This window comes from Neglectibacter sp. CSJ-5 (assembly GCF_032490475.1).
Taxonomy (GTDB): Bacteria; Bacillota; Clostridia; order Oscillospirales; family Acutalibacteraceae; genus Hominenteromicrobium; species Hominenteromicrobium mulieris.
Window position 1 is genome coordinate 1 of the sequence record NZ_JAVYJC010000001.1, and the last position, 17457, is coordinate 17457.

General features: G+C 53.4%; 16 protein-coding genes, 3 tRNA genes, 1 rRNA gene and 1 other annotated feature. Of the genes, 16 read left to right on the plus strand and 4 right to left on the minus strand.

Going from position 1 to position 17457, the window contains the following annotated elements; genetic code table 11:
- The 13 genes from R2K26_RS00005 to R2K26_RS00065 form a co-directional block, all read left to right on the plus strand.
- A 23S ribosomal RNA gene (locus R2K26_RS00005) occupies positions 1-80 on the plus strand; the annotation flags it as partial.
- A gap of 79 nt (positions 81-159) precedes the next feature.
- A tRNA-Lys gene (locus tag R2K26_RS00010) sits at positions 160-235 on the plus strand.
- A 35-nt stretch (positions 236-270) separates the two neighbouring features.
- Positions 271-345 (plus strand) — tRNA-Glu (locus R2K26_RS00015).
- A 6-nt stretch (positions 346-351) separates the two neighbouring features.
- A tRNA-Asn gene (locus R2K26_RS00020) sits at positions 352-427 on the plus strand.
- A gap of 146 nt (positions 428-573) precedes the next feature.
- The gene (gene rbr, locus R2K26_RS00025; protein ID WP_316517883.1) at positions 574-1113 is read left to right on the plus strand and encodes a rubrerythrin; all 540 of its coding nucleotides are present in this window, start codon (positions 574-576) and stop codon (positions 1111-1113) included.
- 158 nt (positions 1114-1271) lie between these two features.
- Positions 1272-2138 (plus strand): sugar phosphate isomerase/epimerase family protein, encoded by an 867-nt coding sequence (locus R2K26_RS00030; RefSeq protein ID WP_316517885.1) that lies wholly within the window; start codon positions 1272-1274, stop codon positions 2136-2138.
- Between the two features lie 301 nt (positions 2139-2439).
- Entirely contained in the window at positions 2440-3276 is an 837-nt protein-coding gene (locus R2K26_RS00035) for an Mrp/NBP35 family ATP-binding protein (RefSeq protein ID WP_316517887.1), read from the plus strand.
- A gap of 324 nt (positions 3277-3600) precedes the next feature.
- Positions 3601-3830, plus strand: a binding site (T-box leader).
- Between the two features lie 79 nt (positions 3831-3909).
- Entirely contained in the window at positions 3910-6225 is a 2316-nt protein-coding gene (locus R2K26_RS00040; protein WP_316517889.1) for an AMP-binding protein, read from the plus strand.
- Positions 6226-6399: 174 nt separating this feature from the next.
- Positions 6400-7323, plus strand: coding sequence for a YegS/Rv2252/BmrU family lipid kinase (locus R2K26_RS00045; protein ID WP_316517890.1), 924 nt, complete (start codon positions 6400-6402; stop codon positions 7321-7323).
- 145 nt (positions 7324-7468) lie between these two features.
- On the plus strand, positions 7469-8317 hold the full coding sequence (locus R2K26_RS00050) for an ABC transporter permease (protein WP_176820185.1): 849 nt from the start codon (positions 7469-7471) through the stop codon (positions 8315-8317).
- A 13-nt stretch (positions 8318-8330) separates the two neighbouring features.
- The gene (locus tag R2K26_RS00055; RefSeq protein WP_316517897.1) at positions 8331-9062 is read left to right on the plus strand and encodes an ABC transporter ATP-binding protein; all 732 of its coding nucleotides are present in this window, start codon (positions 8331-8333) and stop codon (positions 9060-9062) included.
- Between the two features lie 39 nt (positions 9063-9101).
- Complete coding sequence (locus tag R2K26_RS00060; protein ID WP_316517899.1) at positions 9102-9611, plus strand: hypothetical protein; 510 nt, start codon at positions 9102-9104, stop codon at positions 9609-9611.
- A gap of 85 nt (positions 9612-9696) precedes the next feature.
- Positions 9697-10071 (plus strand): RidA family protein, encoded by a 375-nt coding sequence (locus R2K26_RS00065; RefSeq protein WP_176820182.1) that lies wholly within the window; start codon positions 9697-9699, stop codon positions 10069-10071.
- Positions 10072-10172: 101 nt separating this feature from the next.
- Here the strand turns inward: R2K26_RS00065 and R2K26_RS00070 are convergent, their stop codons facing one another.
- The 3 genes from R2K26_RS00070 to R2K26_RS00080 all read right to left on the minus strand — a co-directional run bounded on the left by R2K26_RS00070 (position 10173) and on the right by R2K26_RS00080 (position 13044).
- Positions 10173-11534 carry an AI-2E family transporter gene (locus R2K26_RS00070; RefSeq protein ID WP_316517901.1) on the minus strand — a complete coding sequence of 454 codons (1362 nt, stop codon included), beginning with the start codon at positions 11532-11534 and terminating at the stop codon, positions 10173-10175.
- A 122-nt stretch (positions 11535-11656) separates the two neighbouring features.
- A complete protein-coding gene (locus tag R2K26_RS00075) occupies positions 11657-12622 on the minus strand; it encodes a Gfo/Idh/MocA family oxidoreductase (RefSeq protein WP_316517903.1) in 966 nt (321 codons plus the stop codon).
- A gap of 23 nt (positions 12623-12645) precedes the next feature.
- A complete protein-coding gene (locus tag R2K26_RS00080) occupies positions 12646-13044 on the minus strand; it encodes a hypothetical protein (protein WP_308449781.1) in 399 nt (132 codons plus the stop codon).
- A 330-nt stretch (positions 13045-13374) separates the two neighbouring features.
- Between R2K26_RS00080 and dinB the strand changes: the two genes are divergently transcribed.
- Genes dinB through R2K26_RS00095 form a run of 3 tightly spaced genes read left to right on the plus strand, consistent with a single transcriptional unit; the run spans position 13375 to position 16691 of the window.
- The gene (gene dinB / locus R2K26_RS00085; protein WP_316517908.1) at positions 13375-14622 is read left to right on the plus strand and encodes a DNA polymerase IV; all 1248 of its coding nucleotides are present in this window, start codon (positions 13375-13377) and stop codon (positions 14620-14622) included.
- A gap of 27 nt (positions 14623-14649) precedes the next feature.
- A complete protein-coding gene (locus tag R2K26_RS00090) occupies positions 14650-15954 on the plus strand; it encodes a putative DNA modification/repair radical SAM protein (RefSeq protein WP_176820191.1) in 1305 nt (434 codons plus the stop codon).
- Entirely contained in the window at positions 15933-16691 is a 759-nt protein-coding gene (locus tag R2K26_RS00095) for a TIGR03915 family putative DNA repair protein (protein WP_316517910.1), read from the plus strand. The genes R2K26_RS00090 and R2K26_RS00095 overlap by 22 nt, the downstream gene beginning before the upstream one ends.
- Positions 16692-16755: 64 nt before the next feature.
- On the opposite strand, the gene R2K26_RS00100 is transcribed toward R2K26_RS00095, so the two are convergent.
- The gene (locus tag R2K26_RS00100) at positions 16756-17355 is read right to left on the minus strand and encodes a hypothetical protein (protein ID WP_316517912.1); all 600 of its coding nucleotides are present in this window, start codon (positions 17353-17355) and stop codon (positions 16756-16758) included.
- Positions 17356-17457: the final 102 nt, after the last annotated feature.

The following is a 17457-nucleotide window of genomic DNA, read 5'->3' on the forward strand; positions in this document are numbered from 1 at the left end:
CTACAAGGTTGATAGGCTGCATGTGTAAGCACGGTAACGTGTTCAGCTTGGCAGTACTAATAGGTCGAGGGCTTGACCATAATCCTTCTTGGTTCAAGATTGCGCTTTCTTCTCCCATTCTACTCTTGCTTCTCCCTTTATTCAGTTTTCAGGGTATATGCACCATTAGCTCAGTTGGTAGAGCACCTGACTCTTAATCAGGGTGTCCCGGGTTCGAGTCCCTGATGGTGCACCAGAAGCTGACCAAGAGCCACAACTCTTGGTTTTTGTGGCCCGTTGGTCAAGCGGTTAAGACAGCGGCCTCTCACGCCGTTAACGTGGGTTCGATTCCCGCACGGGTCACCAAAATATTCCTCCTTAGCTCAGTTGGTAGAGCATGCGGCTGTTAACCGCAGGGTCGTTGGTTCGAGTCCAACAGGGGGAGCCAGATAAAAGCACTTAGCGTATTGCCGAGTGCTTTTTATTTTTTATATGGTTCAAAATCATTTGTTTTTTTCAAAAAATGAGTTATACTTAAGAATGCAAGGTCGCCTTAGGGCGAAATTGATTTTAATGGACATAGGAGGTATTTCTATGGCAAACAAGTATACAGGCACCAAAACCGAGAAAAATCTGCAAGAGGCCTTCTCCGGCGAGTCGCAGGCGAGAAATAAGTACACCTTTTTCGCATCTGTCGCGAAAAAAGAGGGCTACGAGCAGATAGCTGCACTCTTCCTGAAGACAGCCGATAACGAAAAAGAACACGCAAAAATGTGGTTCAAGGAGCTCATGGGCATCGGCGATACAAAAGCAAATCTCGGGGCCGCTGCGGACGGCGAAAACTACGAGTGGACCGATATGTATGAGGGTTTTGCAAAAACCGCCGAAGAGGAAGGTTTCCCGGAGCTTGCCGCAAAATTCAGAATGGTCGGCGAGATCGAAAAGCACCACGAAGAGCGCTACCGTGCGCTGCTCAAAAATTTAGAGACTGCACATGTTTTTGAAAAGAGCGAGGTAAAAGTGTGGGAGTGCCGCAACTGCGGTCATATCTGCGTCGGCGTCAAAGCGCCGGAGGTATGTCCGGTCTGCAACCATCCGCAGAGCTATTTTGAGGTCCACGCGGAAAATTATTAAGCAAACTCTATGAACGGCTGCTCGGTTCTGAATCGGGCGGTCGTTTTTGTGTCGCTTTGTACAGTGCTTTCGGCTTTTTCCACAAACCAAACGCCGAAAGACTGGCTTGACAAGCCCCTTTTTCGGCTCTATAATGTCGATAAAAGGGAGGAGTTTTCATGAGAACATCCACACAGATCGAAATCGCGTCCGTTCTGGTCGGCGAAGAAAAAGCCGTGGAATACGTCGCAAAAGCCGGGTTTGACGCCTGGGATTTTTCCATGTTTGCCATGTGCGATTACGATTGGCGACTCGGCGCAGTCCGCCCCACAACACATCCGCTTGCCGGGGAAAATTATCTCGCGTTTGCGCGCAAGCTGAAGCAGATCGGCCTCGATAACGGCATCACCTGCAACCAGTCGCACGCGCCGTTCCCGACATCCTGCCCGGAGATTCGCTCGTATTTCAAGCGCGCGATTGAATGCACGGCAGAAGCCGGCGGCAAGATCTGCATCATTCACCCGGATAACGACAAATCCGCCGCAGAAAATGCCGAAATGTACCTTGAACTGTTGCCGTTTGCGAAGGACTGCGGCGTGAAGATTGCCACGGAAAACATGTGGAACTGGGATGATGCGAAAGACGAGTCCTGCTTTGCGGCATGCGCCACCTCAGAGAGCTTCATCGAGCATATCGACGCCGTAAATGACCCGTATCTCGTCGCATGCCTCGACATCGGCCACGCGGAAATGCGCGGCTCCGGTTCAGGCGCGGTGAACATGATCCGTGCGCTGGGCCACCGCCTGCAGGCGCTTCACATTCACGATAACGACCGCTGGCACGATTCCCACCAGATCCCGTTCTCCATGTCCATTGATTTCGCGCCCATCGCCGCCGCGCTCAAAGAGATCGGTTACAAAGGCTGGTTCACGCTGGAGGCCGATCATTACCTCAAAGAAAAGTTCAACGCGGAAAACGTGTTTGAGGGCATGAAAGACCTGCACACCGCCGCCGTTCGCTTTGAAAAATTATTTGACGAAGCCTGAAATTAAAATTTCCCGTATCTTGAAGTCAAAAACCGAGGTACGGGAAAAATTTTCATTCCGAAAAACCATCTTTATTTCCTGCGGCATTTTGGCGCTCGCGTTTCTTCTGCTGTTTTTAACGCCCACCGTTGCGAACGATACGCCCGAATAGCTTAACTGTGCAGTTCCATAGCTTGTCAAAATCTTGACAAAAGCGGAAGAACAGGGTAGAATAAAAAGACCGAAATATCCTGTTTGATGCGGCGGAATAGCTTACCGCACAAACGAAAAAAGACATTATTTTTGAGAGGAAGTATCAGCAATGAGCGAAAATTGTACGCACGACTGCTCCAGCTGCGGCGAGGAATGTCCTTCCCGCCAGAATCCGGAAAGCTTTCTTGCGCCCATGAATAAGATGAGCAATGTCAAAAAGGTCATCGGCGTTGTCAGCGGCAAAGGCGGCGTAGGTAAAAGCCTTGTCACCTCTATGCTGGCTGTTACCATGCAGCGCCGCGGCTTTAAAACCGCCATTCTCGATGCCGACATCACCGGTCCGTCTATCCCGAAGTGCTTCGGCATCCACGAAAAGGCCATGGGCAGCGATGAAGGCCTGTTCCCGGTCAACACAAAGACCGGCATCGAGACCATGAGCATCAACGAGCTTCTGCCGGATGAGACCTCTCCGGTCGTCTGGCGCGGCCCGGTCATCGCCGGTGTCATCAAGCAGTTCTGGAGCGACGTCATCTGGAATGAAGTTGATTATATGTTTGTTGACCTGCCCCCCGGAACCGGCGACGCACCGCTCACGGTGTTCCAGTCCATCCCGCTCGACGGCATCATCATCGTCACCTCCCCGCAGGAGCTCGTCTCCATGATCGTCTCCAAAGCGGTCGAAATGGCGAAAATGATGAACGTGCCCGTGCTCGGTCTTATCGAAAATTACAGCTATGTCAAGTGCCCGTGCTGCGGCGAGCCGTTCAAGGTTTACGGCGAAAGCCACATCGACGAGGTCGCGGCAAAGTACGACCTCAAGGTGCTCGATAAGCTTCCGCTTGACCCGCAGATCGCCTCCCTGTGCGATCGCGGTGCCATCGAGCTTATGGGTGACGGCCTTCTCGATAACGCCGCTGACGCCGTAGAAGCCGCACATCGCGCGTAAAGTGTCATTGATATTTTCATTTTATTAAAATAAGGTAGTTCAAAGATAAACGGTTAAATGTTTATCGGAGGGCGACCCGTTCGCACGAAACAGAAAGCCGGATAAAATGCGGGCTGCAATGCCTGTATTTATCCGGTTTTTATTATTTATTTCACGTTTTGAGGGAGTAAGTTATGCGCGAAATGCGTGAGGCCGCAAAAGTGTGAAGCTTTTTGAAATTTTTAAAAAAACAATTGACATTGAAATGAAAACCAGATAAGATAAGAATATGTCTAAAAACAAGTTTTGTCTTTTCAGATATACCTCATATAATACAGAGAAAATATAAAAGCGATGACGAAGACAGTGCGGGCTTTCCCGTTTCAGAGAGTCGGCGGCGGGTGTAAGCCGATACGAAAAGCCCTGTCACAATCCCTTCCGAGCTGAAAGCCCCAAAGTGAACCCGAGTAGGGCTTTCCGCGCCATGCTGCGTCAGTGCATAGGGCTTCATGGGAGCCCGTGAGTGGCCTTTTCAGGCAATTTGAGTGGTACCGCGGATCAACTCCGTCTCAAAGCGATTTGAGACGGAGTTTTTTGCATGAAAAACACCAAAACTATCGATATAGCCATACCAAAACGAAAGGAATGAAGAAATTGGCAAACGAAGCACAAACCCCCGTAACGGAAAAAACAGACCTGAAAGCACAGCTCGCAGAGGTGGCGGAGCGCATTCGCACCATGCGCGAGATCATCGGCCTTTCCGAAGAAGAAATGGCGCAGCGCACCGGCGTCACGCTGGAGGAATACCGCGGCTTTGAAAGCGGCGAGCATGATTTCAGCTTCACGTTTATTTTTAAATGTGCAGAGCGCTTCGGTATCGACCCCACCGACCTCATCAAGGGCACAAGCCCGCGTCTTTCCACATATACCGTCACCCGCCGCGGCGAGGGCCTGCCCATTACGCGCCGCCAGGGCTTTAAGTATTTAAATCTTGCCCCGCTCTTTAAGGGCAAAACGGCAGAGCCCTTTTTTGTCACCATGCCGTATAACGAGGCGGAGCAGAAGGTTGCAATCAAGCTTTCCACCCATCAGGGGCAGGAAATGGACATCGTCATCAAGGGCAAAATGCGCGTGCAGATCGGTTCGCACATCGAAGAACTCGGCGAGGGTGATTCCATTTACTACAACAGCGGCACGCCCCACGGTATGATCGCCGTCGGCGGCGAGGAATGTACCCTCTACGCCGTCGTCATGCGCCCGCAGAAGGAGAAAAAGCCCGAAAAGGACACGTTCGAGGCGCTCATCAAGGCCAAACAGGACCGTGCCGACCACGAAACGGTCGCAAGCCCGTTCGTGCACACCGAGCTTGACGAAAACGGCATCTTAAAATCCATCGATTTCATGAACGAGGAAAAGTTCAACTTCGCGTTCGACATCGTCGATAAAATGGCGGAAAAAGAGCCGGATAAGCTTGCGATGCTCTGGGTCTCCAAGCACCACGAGGAAAAGCGCTTCACGTTTAATGATATGAAGCGCATGTCGAATAAGACGGCAAACTACTTCAAGTCCCTCGGCATTAAGCGCGGCGATAGAGTCATGCTCATCTTAAAGCGCCACTACCAGTTCTGGTTCGCCATTTTGGCGCTGCATAAACTCGGCGCCGTCGTCATCCCGGCGACGAACCTTTTAATGGAGCACGACCTCGATTACCGCTTCAAGGCCGCAGGCGTGCGCGCGCTTGTCTGCACGCCGGACGGTCAGGTCGCAGATGAAGCCCTGCGCGCCGCCAAAAACTGCGGCACCGTCGAATTTTTGGTGATGGCAAACGGCGCACGCGAGGGCTGGCTCGATTTCGACGCCGAGGTTGAAAAGCAGAGCGACGTGTTTGAGCGTACAGAGGACACCGCCTGCGGCAGTGACCCCATGCTCATGTTCTTCACCTCCGGCACCACGGGCTACCCGAAGATCGCGGAGCACAACTATAAATACGCACTCGGACACTACATCACTGCCAAATACTGGCACAACGTCAACCCGGAGGGGCTGCACTTCACCATTTCGGATACCGGCTGGGGCAAGGCACTGTGGGGCAAGCTCTACGGCCAGTGGATGTGTGAAGCGCCCATTTTTACCTATGATTTTGATAAGTTCGATGCACACGACATCTTGCCTATGTTCAAGCAGTACAACATCACCACGTTCTGCGCGCCGCCCACTATGTACCGCTTCTTCATTAAGGAAGATCTCTCCAAATATGACCTTTCCTCCATCGAGTACAGCACCACGGCAGGCGAAGCCCTGAACCCCGAAGTCTACGAGCAGTGGAAGCGCGCCACCGGCCTTTCCATTTATGAGGGCTTCGGCCAGACGGAGACCACGCTTTCCATTTACAACCCGGTCGGCTCCGTGCCGAAAAGCGGCTCCATGGGCATCCCGAACCCGCTTTACGATGTCGACCTCATTCTGCCGGACGGCACGCCTGCGCCGGTCGGCGAAACGGGCGAGATCGTCATCCGTACCGATAAGCACACGCCCTGCGGCCTCTTCATGGGCTATTACCGCGACGAAGAGAAGACCCGCGAAGCGTGGAGCGGCGGCGTATATCACACCGGCGACACCGCATGGCGCGATGAAGACGGCTACTTCTTCTATGTCGGCAGAACAGACGATGTCATCAAGTCGTCCGGTTACCGCATCGGGCCGTTCGAGATCGAATCCGTCATCATGGAGCTGCCGTATGTGCTCGAATGTGCCGTCACCAGCGCTCCGGATCCCATTCGCGGGCAGGTCGTCAAGGCGTCCATCGTGCTCACAAAGGGCACGCAGGGCACAGAAGCGCTGAAAAAAGAAATTCAGACCTACGTCAAGACGAACACCGCACCGTACAAATACCCGCGTATCGTTGAGTTCCGCGATGAGCTGCCGAAGACCATCAGCGGCAAAATCCGCCGCGTAGAGCTCAAGGGCTGATTTTAAACCGAATAGACACATAAGCGCCGCTGTACGACTTTTTCCTGTATGGCGGCGTTTTTTCTATGCTTGTGTGTTCTAAATTCAAATTTTGTTCACCGTTTTTCCCCCGTATTTGCGTATAATGTTTATGAGTAAATTTGTGCGTAAAGGGTGAGAGAAACGGATAGAAATTTGGAATACGAGCCGGTACGCGGCGCGCACATTTTAATGATCGTCAATCCCGTTTCCGGCCGCATCGGCGGCGAGCATACCGCCGATAAGCTTGAAGCATGGCTGAAGGAAAGCGGCGCCGCCGTTGACCGCTTTGAAACGACCGAAACGGAAAACGGAAGCGGCTACACCGCAAAGCTCGCAGAAAACGACTATGCCCGCGTCGTCGTGCTCGGCGGCGACGGCACATTAAACGCCGTCTTAAACGGCATGCTGCACCGCGCGCTGCGCACGCCCATCACATATCTGCCCGCCGGTACCACAAACGATTTTGCCCAGACGCTCGGCATTCAAAAGCATCTTTTAGATCCCTATAAGAGCTTTACGGAAACAGAAGACCGCCTCATTGATGCCGGCAAATTCGGCGACGGCTATTTTTCCTATGTCGCGTCGTTCGGCTTATTTACAAAGTGCTCCTACGCCACGCCGCGCACCATGAAGCGCCTTTTGGGCCACTTCGCGTATGTCTTAGAGGGCATGAAGGACCTCCACGCGCTCGACGCCACGCCCCTCACCGTCACGGCAGACGGAGAATTTTTCGAGGGCGCGTACATTTTCGGCGCGTTCAGCAACTCGCTTTCCATCGGCGGTATGCTGAAATACGATGAAAACAGCGTCGATATGAACGACGGCAAGCTTGAGATGCTTCTCATTCGCAAGCCGGAAACGCTTCCTGACCTGCACCGCCTCATTCTGGCGCTCAAAAACAACGATTTTTCGGACAAGCACATCGATTTCGCCTCCGCAAGTACGTTCCGCCTGCATGCCGCAGCGGGCTTTGATTGGTCAATCGACGGCGAATACGCCGCAGGCGGCATCGATACCGTCATCCGCTGTGTCAAGGATGCCGTGTGCATCGCCGCGCCGCGTGTCGAAAACGGTTGATTTTTCCTGCAAAACGTGTATAATAGCAAAAGCGATACTGCCTGCGGACTGGAAGAAGGCCGGGCAGTAAGCCTATCCTATTCACCATATTTTCGGAATGCCTTTTTAGGTACGCGCGCTGCGCGGGAAAGGAGGTGTGGCCTGTATGGCCTCATCTTTTGAAATCAAATCAACCAGACCTTCGGTGGGTGAAACCATCGTCACCATCGTTCGGGATCACATCGATTACCGAAAACAGATCTTTAAACTTGCGGGCTCCGACCTGCGCCGCACATACCGTGCGTCCGCACTCGGTTGGTCTTGGGCTATCATCAAGCCGCTTGTCACGATTTTCGTTTACTGGTTTGCATTTGCCATCGGCCTGCGCCGCGGCGGCGATATCGAGGGCTACCCGTTCGTGCTGTGGCTCATCAGCGGCATCGTGCCGTGGTTTTATATGAGCGAAATGCTCACGCTTGGCACCGAGTGTATTTTGCGAAACCGCTATCTCGTCACCAAGATGAAATACCCGGTCTCCACCATTCCGACGTTTACCAGCATCTCCAAATTCTCTGTGCACCTCATCTTGATGATGATCACCATCCTCATCTTCGTTATCACCGGCAACGAATTGACCATCTACCTTGTGCAGCTGCCGTTTTACATGCTGTGCAATTTCCTGTTCTTCACCGGCTGGGCTATGTTTGCCGCGCCCATCGCCGCCATCAGCACCGATTTCTCAAACCTCGTCAAATCGTTCGTCACAGCGGTGTTCTGGCTTTCCGGCGTGCTTTTTCAGGTCGATACCATGCACAAGGGCCTCGCACATAAGCTTTTGATGCTGAATCCCGTCACGTTCCTGTGCAACGGCTACCGCAACTGCTTCATCTACCACACGTGGTTCTTTGACCAGCCGAAGCGCCTTTTGTATTTCGCCGTCTGGCTCGTCGTCATTTACGCACTCGGCATCTGGAGCTACCGCCGCACCCGCAGCGAAATGGCGGACGTACTGTAAGGAGGGCAAAAGCATGAGCGAACAAAACAACATTGCCATCCGTTTTAAAAATGTCTGCAAAACGTACAGACTGTATACAAGCAGCCGCCGTCGCCTTTTGGGGCTGTTTTTCAAAAGCGTGCCGCACAAAACAAAGCACGCCGTCGTCGATATGAACCTCACCGTCGAGCGCGGCGAAGCCGTCGCCATTTTAGGACGCAACGGCGCAGGCAAATCCACCATGCTTAAAATGATCACCGGCGTCACGTTCCCCACAAGCGGCGAAATTTACGTCAACGGCATCGTCAGCGCGCTTCTGGAGCTTACAAGCGGCTTTGACCAGGAATTTACCGGCCGCGAAAACATTTACCTCAAGGGCCGCATTTTGGGCCTTAACGATGAAGACATCGCAAAGCTCGAGCCTGCCATCATTGATTTTGCGGAGCTCGAAGAATACATCGACCAGCCTGTGCGCACGTATTCCAGCGGTATGAAAGCGCGCCTCGGCTTTTCCATCTGCGTCAACATCAACCCGGAAATCCTCATCGTCGATGAGGCGCTGTCCGTCGGCGACCGCGCGTTCCGCGATAAGTGCACCAAAAAGGTGAAGGAGATCATGCAGGGCGACATCACGCTTCTGTTCGTCACCCATTCGCCGGAGATTGCCAAAGCGTTCTGCACCCGCGGTATCGTGATGAAAAACGGAAAGATCGTGTTTGACGGCACCATCGATGAAGCCATCGACTACTACGCCACAAAATACTAAACTACCCCTTCGATTTTAAAACCGGAAAGGAAATTTACCATGAGAAAACCCAAAAAGCTTACGGCGCTCCTGCTCGCGCTCACACTGCTTTTCGCCTGCGCCGCCTGCGGCAGCGGAAACAGCACAACAGACGGCGGCAAAACCATCTCGGGCACGCTGCCGGAGATTATAGACCGCCTGTATGACACCGTAGATGTCGATGACGAGCAGCGCGATTTTCTCAAAAACAGCGTCGGCACGGTCGAGATTCCGAAAGACCAGTCTGCGTACTACTTCGGCGTCGAAAACCTCGATTTTGAAGAAGCCGTCGCGAGCGAGCCGTTCATCAACGCCATCGCGTTTTCCGTTTGCCTCATGCGTGTCAAGGACGGTACCGACATCGACGAGTTGAAAGCGGAGATCCGCCGCAGCGCGAACCCCGCCAAGTGGATCTGCGTGGATGTCAACCCGAACGACGTGCGCGTGGAAAGCGTCGGCGACCTTGTCCTGCTCATCATGGCGGACGATTCCGAAAAATACAGCGAAGCATTCTACGCCCTCGCCGAGTAAAAAGCAAAACTTGACGAAAGCGCCAAAAATCGCTATGATGAATATAAACGCGGCGTGATGCCGCGTGACGAAAGGAAGTTATATCATGCTGAAGAAAATCGATACAAAGAAAGCCCCCGCAGCCATCGGCCCGTATTCGCAGGCCATCGTTTGCGGCAATATGCTCTTCACCTCCGGTCAGATTCCGATCGACCCCGCAACGGGTGACATCCACGGTGCAGACATCACCGAGCAGGCAGAGCAGGTCATGAAGAACCTTGCCGCCGTCCTCGAAGAAGCCGGTACCACGTTTGAAAACGCCGTGAAGACCACCTGCTTCCTCGCCGATATGGGCGATTTCGCCGCGTTCAACGCCGTCTACGGCAAGTATTTCACCGAAAAGCCGGCACGCTCCTGCGTTGCCGTCAAGACCCTACCGAAGAACGTCCTCGTCGAAGTGGAAGTCATCGCAGCGCTTTAATTTCCGCAAACCAAAAGGCATACGGTAAGCGAAAAACGCTTTGCCGTATGCCTTTTTGCATATAAAAAGCGCCGTACGGATTCCCGTACAGCGCCGAAAAATCACTTTTTCTTGCTCGTTTTAAACTTCGGGAACAGCGGCTTTTTACCCTGTTCCTTTTTCTTTGCCGCGCGTTCCAAAACGGGGGCGCACAGCGGGCGGCCCTTAGAATACCCCGCCGCGTAGTGAGAGTTTTCCAGATATGGGTATTTGCCCGGTTCTAAATCAGCGTTTGAAAGCCCGCGCGCCGCAAGGCGGTTCGTTGTCACGCGGCGCATCACCGTGTATAGAACCGCTGCAATCGGTGTGCCGAGAATAATGCCCAAAATGCCGAACAAATTGCTGAAGATCGTCACGGCGGTCATCACCCACACGCCCGGCAGACCGATGGTCGAGCCCACGACCTTCGGATAAATGAGGTTGCCCTCAAACTGCTGAAGGCAGATGAAGAAGATGACGAACCATACAGCATCCATGGGGTTTACGATCAGCAGCAAAAACGCGCCGATGCCGCAGCCGATGTACGCGCCGAGAATCGGTATCAACGCAGTGATCGTCACAATGCACGAGATGAGCAGCGCGTAGTCAAACCCGATAAGCGACATGCAGATGAAGCACAGGCAGCCTAAAATGACACACTCCGTCAGCTGGCCGCGCACGAAGGAAGAAAACACGTTGTTCGAGGTCACCGCAATGTCTGCCAGCGTTGCCACCACCTTTTTCGGCAGCAGGGAATAGGAGACACGCTTTAAGGAAAGCAGCAGGCTCTCCTTGCTCGTCAGGAAGTACGCGGAGAAGATAACGGAGAGCACAAACGTGAAAATGCCGCTCGCCACATTCACGGTCACGTTCACAAGCGAGCTGAAAAAGTTCGTCGTAAACTCCGTTGCGCCCGATAAAATCGAAGACCAGTTGAAGTTATTCAACGAATCCACCATCGTGGAAAAATCGAGGTTAAACTGCTTGGAAAGCTCGTCTGCCCATTTGGCAATCTGGTCTGCATACACCGGAATATTCACGCGTGCCGTCTCGCCGATGAGCTCAAGGGACTTGAAAATCTCCGGCACAATATACAGCGTGATGGCGAGGAGGATGAGCACGATCACCGCATAGGAAAGCGCCACGCATACCGGGCGCTTCAGCTTTTTCCACACCTTGTTGTCACTGCGTGTGAGTCTTCCGAACACCGTGTTCTCAAACAGATTCAAAAACACATTTAAAATGTACGCGATGAAAAGGCCCAGAATAAACGAGCTCACCGCGTTAAAGAGCACGCCGCCCACCTTCGAGACCGCATCGAACTTGAACAGTACGAAAATCAGCCCCACCGCAAAGGCGGCAATGGCAATGCCGGGCTTTACATAGTCCCACGGGGTGTATTCCCGCATCGGTTTCTTTTCTGCAGAATGGTTTTCTTTTTCCACAATGACCCTCCGGTTTCCAATACACGTTAAGGCGATACCGCAGGCTTCGCCCTAAAAAATGACCCGCCGCACACGGAAATGCGCGCGGCGGGTGCTCAGAGTTTTTTATTTAAGAATTAAAGTCAGAACGTCGCCTTTGCGCCGGTCTCAAATGCCTTGTAAGCACCGTCCATCAAACGGGTCAGCATCACAGCCTCGTCAATCGTGAACGGAGACGGCTTGCCGTTTACAACAGCATCGATCCACTGGTCGATTGGCAGCGGCTCCTTTTCCGGCAGCTCAAGGTCTACCCACTTGCCTTCGGTCGCCTTGCCGCCCCACTGTACGCTGTCGCCGTGTACCATCACAGCGCCGTCCGTGCCGCTCACTTCCAGCGTGTACGGGTTGCACTCGGAGACAAAGCCGGTCTCGGAAACGCCGATCTTGCCGTCTGCAAACTCGATGACGGAGACCGCATTGTCCTCAACGCCGCGGTTCGTCACCTGCGTGAACGTGGAGGTAATGGATTTCGGCTCTCCCAGCAGCCAGTAAAGCGTGTACATCGGGTGTGAGCCAAGGTCTATCATTGCGCCGCCGCCGCACTGTGCTTTATCGTAGAAATGCGGGGGAAGCCAGTTTGCGGAGCTGCCGTTGTGTACGTTGCGCACGCGTGCGTAGGTCACACGGCCCAGCTTACCGCTGTCCATCAAAGCTTTTACCGCGCGCAGCGTCGGGAACGTGCGGTGCGGATAAGAGATCGTAAATACCTTGCCGGAAGCCTTCACAGCCTCGGCGACCTTCTCTGCGTCCTTGGGGTCGATGGTGAGCACCTTCTCGGTGAAGATGTTCTTCTTCGCCGCCGTCACCTTCATCATGACCTCCGGGTGGTCGCAGGTCGCAGTACAGATGACCACGCTGTCAATGCTCTCGTCGCCGAGTACAGCGTCGAGGTCTGCGTTGAACGGCAGGTTCATTTCACCGGCGAACTTCTTGCCGCGCTCTGCGTCGTTGTCCCAAACGACGGCGACTTCCGCATTCGGGTTGTTCAGTACACCCGTGGTGTACTCTTTGGTGTGGACGTGCCAGGTGCCTAAAATTGCAACTTTCATGGTTTTCAAACTCCTTACCCTAATCAGGTCTTTTGTTTAAACTGCTTATGGCAGCGCTGGCAGGTGACAAGAATTTTACCGCGTCCGCGCGGTGCGCGCAGCTGCTGGCGACAGCCCGGACAGCGGAAGTATTTGTACTGCTTGCGCTCGCGAAAAGCCGTTTTCTTAATTCTAAACCATTTTTGCACCGGTGTCCATACCTTTAAGAAAGAATAATATTCTTTTTGCCGCGCGGGGATGTTGCGCGAGAACATACGGAACAGTGCATAGATATAAAGCGCGTAAGAAATAATTGCGAGCGGCCAGAACCAGAAAATGCGCGAAAGGAACATCACGATGATACCGAGGATCATCAAAACAAGGTTCAATTCGTCCGTGCCGTACCGTCCGTACATAAATCTTCTCAATTTTTCAAGAAACAAATAAAAACACTTCCTTAGAAATGAGGGTATAGAGATAAGGTTAAAAATACGATTTCACAGTTAAAAGTATAATGCGCGGAAAACTTTTTTTCAAGAAAACCGAGACTTCTTTCACACTAAGTTTACACTTTGTTCTTAGGGTAACACTAAGGTAACAAAGTGTGCATAAATCTCTGCGGTTTCAGAAGCAGAACATCACAGGACACAAGCGGACATCTTTTTCAAAACGCGCTTTTTCCGGTATTTACCGCTTGACAAATCAGAACGCATGTTCTATAATAAGAGTATAGAGAACGCATGTTCGTAACGCGTCGAAAGGAGGCAAAAGCCGTGGATCGGGTCATTCTGCACATCGATATGAATAACTTTTATGCCTCTGTGGAGACGCTTTATGACCCGTCGCTGAAAGATATTCCCATGGCGGTCGGCGGCGACAAAGAGCGTCGCCACGGCATCGTCCTCGCGAAAAATATGCTCGCGAAGGCCAAAGGCGTCAAAACGGCGGAAGCCCTGTGGGAAGCGGAGCGCAAATGCCCCGGCATCAAGTTCGTCCCGCCGCATTTTGAGCGCTACGCAAAGTATTCGCGCCTTGCAAAGGAGATCTACATGCAGTACACCGACATGGTGGAAAGCTTCGGCTTAGACGAGTGCTGGCTCGACGTGACCGGCAGCCGCCGCTTGTTCGGCAGCGGCCGCGAGATTGCGGAGGAAATTCGCGCGCGCGTCAAAGATGAGCTCGGGCTCACGGTGTCAATCGGCGTGTCGTTCAACAAAATTTTCGCAAAGCTTGGCAGCGACTATAAAAAGCCGGATGCCGTAACGGAGTTCACGCGCGAGAATTTTAAAGAGCTCGTGTGGCCGCTCCCGGCGGCAGACCTGCTGTTCGTCGGCAAATCGACGCAGGAAGCGCTCAGAAAATACGGCATCTACACCATCGGTGACGCTGCAAAAGCCGACCGGAAGCTGTTAAAAAGTCTATTCGGCAAGGCGGGCGAGCAATTAAGTATGTACGCAAACGGTGAAGACAGGTCGCCCGTGCGCCGTGTGAACGAGCACGAGGAGATCAAAAGTATCGGCAACAGCACCACTGCCGTGCACGACCTAAAAGACGACGGCGAAATTCGCGCAGAGCTCTACATGCTCTCCGAAAGCGTCGCACAAAGATTGCGCGAAAAGGGCCTTTGCGGCTACAACGTGCAGCTTTCCGTGCGCAAATATAACCTCGAGACCTACCAGCGCCAGAAGATGCTGGAGACCGCCGTGGCGGATTCCAAAAGCATTTTCGACGCCGCCTACGGCCTTTTCCGCGCCCACCACACGGGCGAATCCATCCGCAGCATCGGCGTGCGTGTGTCGTCGCTCGTGCCGCTCGGCATGTCGCAGTGCTCGCTGTTTGAAGATGCCGCGCGCGGACAAAAGGCCCAAAAGCTCGAAACGACGGTCGATTTTCTGCGCTGCAAATACGGTGGCGACATCATTGATCGCGGCATCAAGGTGATGCACAAAGACCTCTTTCAGTCCGCCGCGGAAAACCGCCGCACACACGTCGAAAACCCGTTCAAGGGCGTCGCGCTTTAAGATAGGGAGAACAGCATGAACACACAAATGGACACCATGGAAAAGCTGCGCATTTTAACGGATGCCGCAAAATATGACGCGGCGTGCACCTCAAGCGGCGTAAACCGCGCAGGCGTAAAGGGGCAGCTCGGCTCTGCCGCCGCGTGCGGCATCTGCCACAGCTTTGCAAGTGACGGCCGGTGCATCTCCCTTTTAAAGGTGCTAATGACGAACATATGTGCTTATGACTGCACGTATTGCCTCAACCGCCGCTCAAACGACACGCCCCGCGCGACGTTTCGCCCGCAGGAGCTGGCGGATCTGACCATCAGCTTTTACCGTCGCAATTATATTGAAGGGCTGTTTTTAAGCTCCGCCGTGTTCGGCTCGCCGGACATCACCTGCGAAAGAATGCTCGAAACATTGCATATTCTGCGTAACGAGTATCACTTCAACGGTTACATTCACGTCAAAGCCATTCCCGGCGCGGACGAGACACTTTTGCAGCAGCTCGGCCTGCTTGCCGACCGCATGAGCGTCAATATCGAGCTGCCGTCAAACGACAGTCTAAAGCGCCTTGCGCCACAGAAATCGAAGGAAAACATCCTGCTGCCTATGTCGCGCATTCGCGACGGCATCAAGGAAAACGCGCACGATCTCATACGGTATAAAAGTGCGCCGCGCTTCGTACCGGGTGGGCAGTCAACGCAAATGATCATCGGCGCAACGCCGGAAAACGACCGACGTATTTTGCAGCTGAGCGAAGGACTTTACCACAAGTATTCTTTAAAACGCGTGTTTTACTCTGCGTATATACCGGTCGTGCAGGACAGAAATCTGCCCGCGCTCGACACCGCGCCGCCGCTTCTGCGTGAGCATAGATTATATCAAGCTGATTGGCTTTTGCGGTTTTACGGCTTCACGGCGGACGAATTATTGAGCGAAAAAACGCCCGACCTCGACCCTATGTTAGACCCGAAGTGCAGTTGGGCGGTGCGCCACCCGGAGGAATTCCCCGTGGAGGTGAACCGCGCGCCGTATGAGAAATTATTGCGCGTGCCGGGCATCGGCGTGGTGAGTGCAAAGCGCATCATCCGCGCCAGACGGCAAGCAAAGCTCGACCACGAGGGGCTGAAAAAGCTCGGTGTCGTCTTAAAGCGTGCTTCGTATTTTATCACCTGCAACGGCAAAATGCAGTGCCGTTTGCGCACAGACGAACCGGCGGTTTTGGCGGGCATTCTGCGCGACCGCGGGCTGCCGCAAGGCGGCATACAGCCCGAAATTCCCGAGCAGCTTTCATTATTCAACCCCACAAAGGAGGACGCGGTAAAATGTCTGACCGGACAACTGTAATGTATTACTACGACGGCACATATAACGGCTTCCTTTCCTGTGTGTTCGAGAGCTTTGCGGAAAAAGAAACGCCTGCCGCGATTTTGCCCGTTGATGAAGCCGACCAGACGTGTTTATTCGGCGCGAAGTATATCGAGACCGACCTGCGCCGTGCCGAGCGTGTGCGCGTGTCGATTCCGAAGAAAATGGGCATGGAGGCGCAGGATCTTTTGGAGCGCGCGTTTTTTACCTGTATGCCCGAAAAGGAACTGCGTATGCTGGAATTCATGCGGTTGGGGTACAAGGTCGGGCGCGGCGTGTGCGGGCGACTGACCGAGCCTGCCGTCGATAAGATCACGAAAGCGGTGCAGTTCCTTGAGCGGGAAGCGCACTTGTACCTCGGTTTTCTGCGCTTTGCGGAGTACGGCGACGTTCTTATCGCGCAGATTGAGCCGAAGAACAGCGTTTTACCTGTTATCGCGCCGCATTTTATCAACCGTTTTTCCGGTGAAGATTTCATGATCTTCGACCGCACGCATAAGCTTGCTTTATTATATAAAGACGGCGCGCCGGAATTTTTGCAGGCGGAGCACATCGAGCTGCCGCCGGAATCGCCGGAGGAGGAGAAATTCCGCGCCATGTGGCGCACGTTCTACGACACCGTGGGCATTGAGGGCAGACGGAACGACCTGTGCCGCCGCACCCATATGCCAAAGCGCTACTGGAACCGTATGACGGAGATGCGGGATAAGGTTTGAGATAAAATGAGAATGAAAAAAGGACGGCTTCCGGGGAAGCTGTCCTTTTGAAGTTTTACTAAAATTACGTTCGCGGGGTTTGGCAGACGATGTCCACAAAAAGGCGGCCGTCGGGGAGAAAGCTGACGCCGAGTGACGCGTCGCAATTTTCGGACACCGACCAGTATTCGTTGTAGATCTCGCTGGAGCCGACGGCGTCGGTGCTCAGGCGGTCGAGGTGCGTGGAGATGCGGTTTTCAAGGCCGGGGTAGGTGGTCGGCTCGCCGTACTGCGCGGTGAAGGTGTTGAGGAGCTTTTCGGGCAGCTTGCAGTCCGCATCGGTCGGGTTTTTGACGACTAGGACCCTGCGGTAGCCGTAAAGCGTATCGGTGTTGAGATCGAAAAGCAGGTAGACCGAAAAATCACGGTTTTCGAGCGTTTCGGTCCGGTCTAAAACGTAGGCGTTGGCATAAAGGTCGTCTTCCTTGTAGGTGAGGTTTTCCGCATCGAGCGCCGCAAGTACTTCGTTTTTCGTTTCGCCGAACATGGCGGGATAATCGAGCGCTTTGGCGCCTTTTTCCGCCGAGCAGGCGGTGAATCCGAGCAGAAGCAGGAGCAACAGAAAAACGGGGAATGCGCGGTTTGCGGCATAGTACGCAAAATGAGAAAGCGAGCTTTTTTTCATGGTATGACCTCCTGTTCAGAACGATGTTTTTTATCTTGATTATAGGAAACGTGCGGAGAAAAATCAATCGTCAAAGAAGATAAAAACGAGGGGCGTTTGTTG

What these genes read in the sequence shown, in the direction of transcription:
- rbr (WP_316517883.1), top strand. Translation starts at nt 574, where the DNA reads ATGGCAAACAAGTATACAGGCACCAAAACCGAGAAAAATCTGCAAGAG.
- R2K26_RS00030 (WP_316517885.1), top strand. Translation starts at nt 1,272, where the DNA reads ATGAGAACATCCACACAGATCGAAATCGCGTCCGTTCTGGTCGGCGAA.
- R2K26_RS00035 (WP_316517887.1), top strand. Translation starts at nt 2,440, where the DNA reads ATGAGCGAAAATTGTACGCACGACTGCTCCAGCTGCGGCGAGGAATGT.
- R2K26_RS00050 (WP_176820185.1), top strand. Translation starts at nt 7,469, where the DNA reads ATGGCCTCATCTTTTGAAATCAAATCAACCAGACCTTCGGTGGGTGAA.
- R2K26_RS00055 (WP_316517897.1), top strand. Translation starts at nt 8,331, where the DNA reads ATGAGCGAACAAAACAACATTGCCATCCGTTTTAAAAATGTCTGCAAA.
- R2K26_RS00060 (WP_316517899.1), top strand. Translation starts at nt 9,102, where the DNA reads ATGAGAAAACCCAAAAAGCTTACGGCGCTCCTGCTCGCGCTCACACTG.
- R2K26_RS00065 (WP_176820182.1), top strand. Translation starts at nt 9,697, where the DNA reads ATGCTGAAGAAAATCGATACAAAGAAAGCCCCCGCAGCCATCGGCCCG.
- R2K26_RS00075 (WP_316517903.1), bottom strand. Translation starts at nt 12,622, where the DNA reads ATGAAAGTTGCAATTTTAGGCACCTGGCACGTCCACACCAAAGAGTAC.
- R2K26_RS00090 (WP_176820191.1), top strand. Translation starts at nt 14,650, where the DNA reads ATGGACACCATGGAAAAGCTGCGCATTTTAACGGATGCCGCAAAATAT.
- R2K26_RS00095 (WP_316517910.1), top strand. Translation starts at nt 15,933, where the DNA reads ATGTCTGACCGGACAACTGTAATGTATTACTACGACGGCACATATAAC.
- R2K26_RS00100 (WP_316517912.1), bottom strand. Translation starts at nt 17,355, where the DNA reads ATGAAAAAAAGCTCGCTTTCTCATTTTGCGTACTATGCCGCAAACCGC.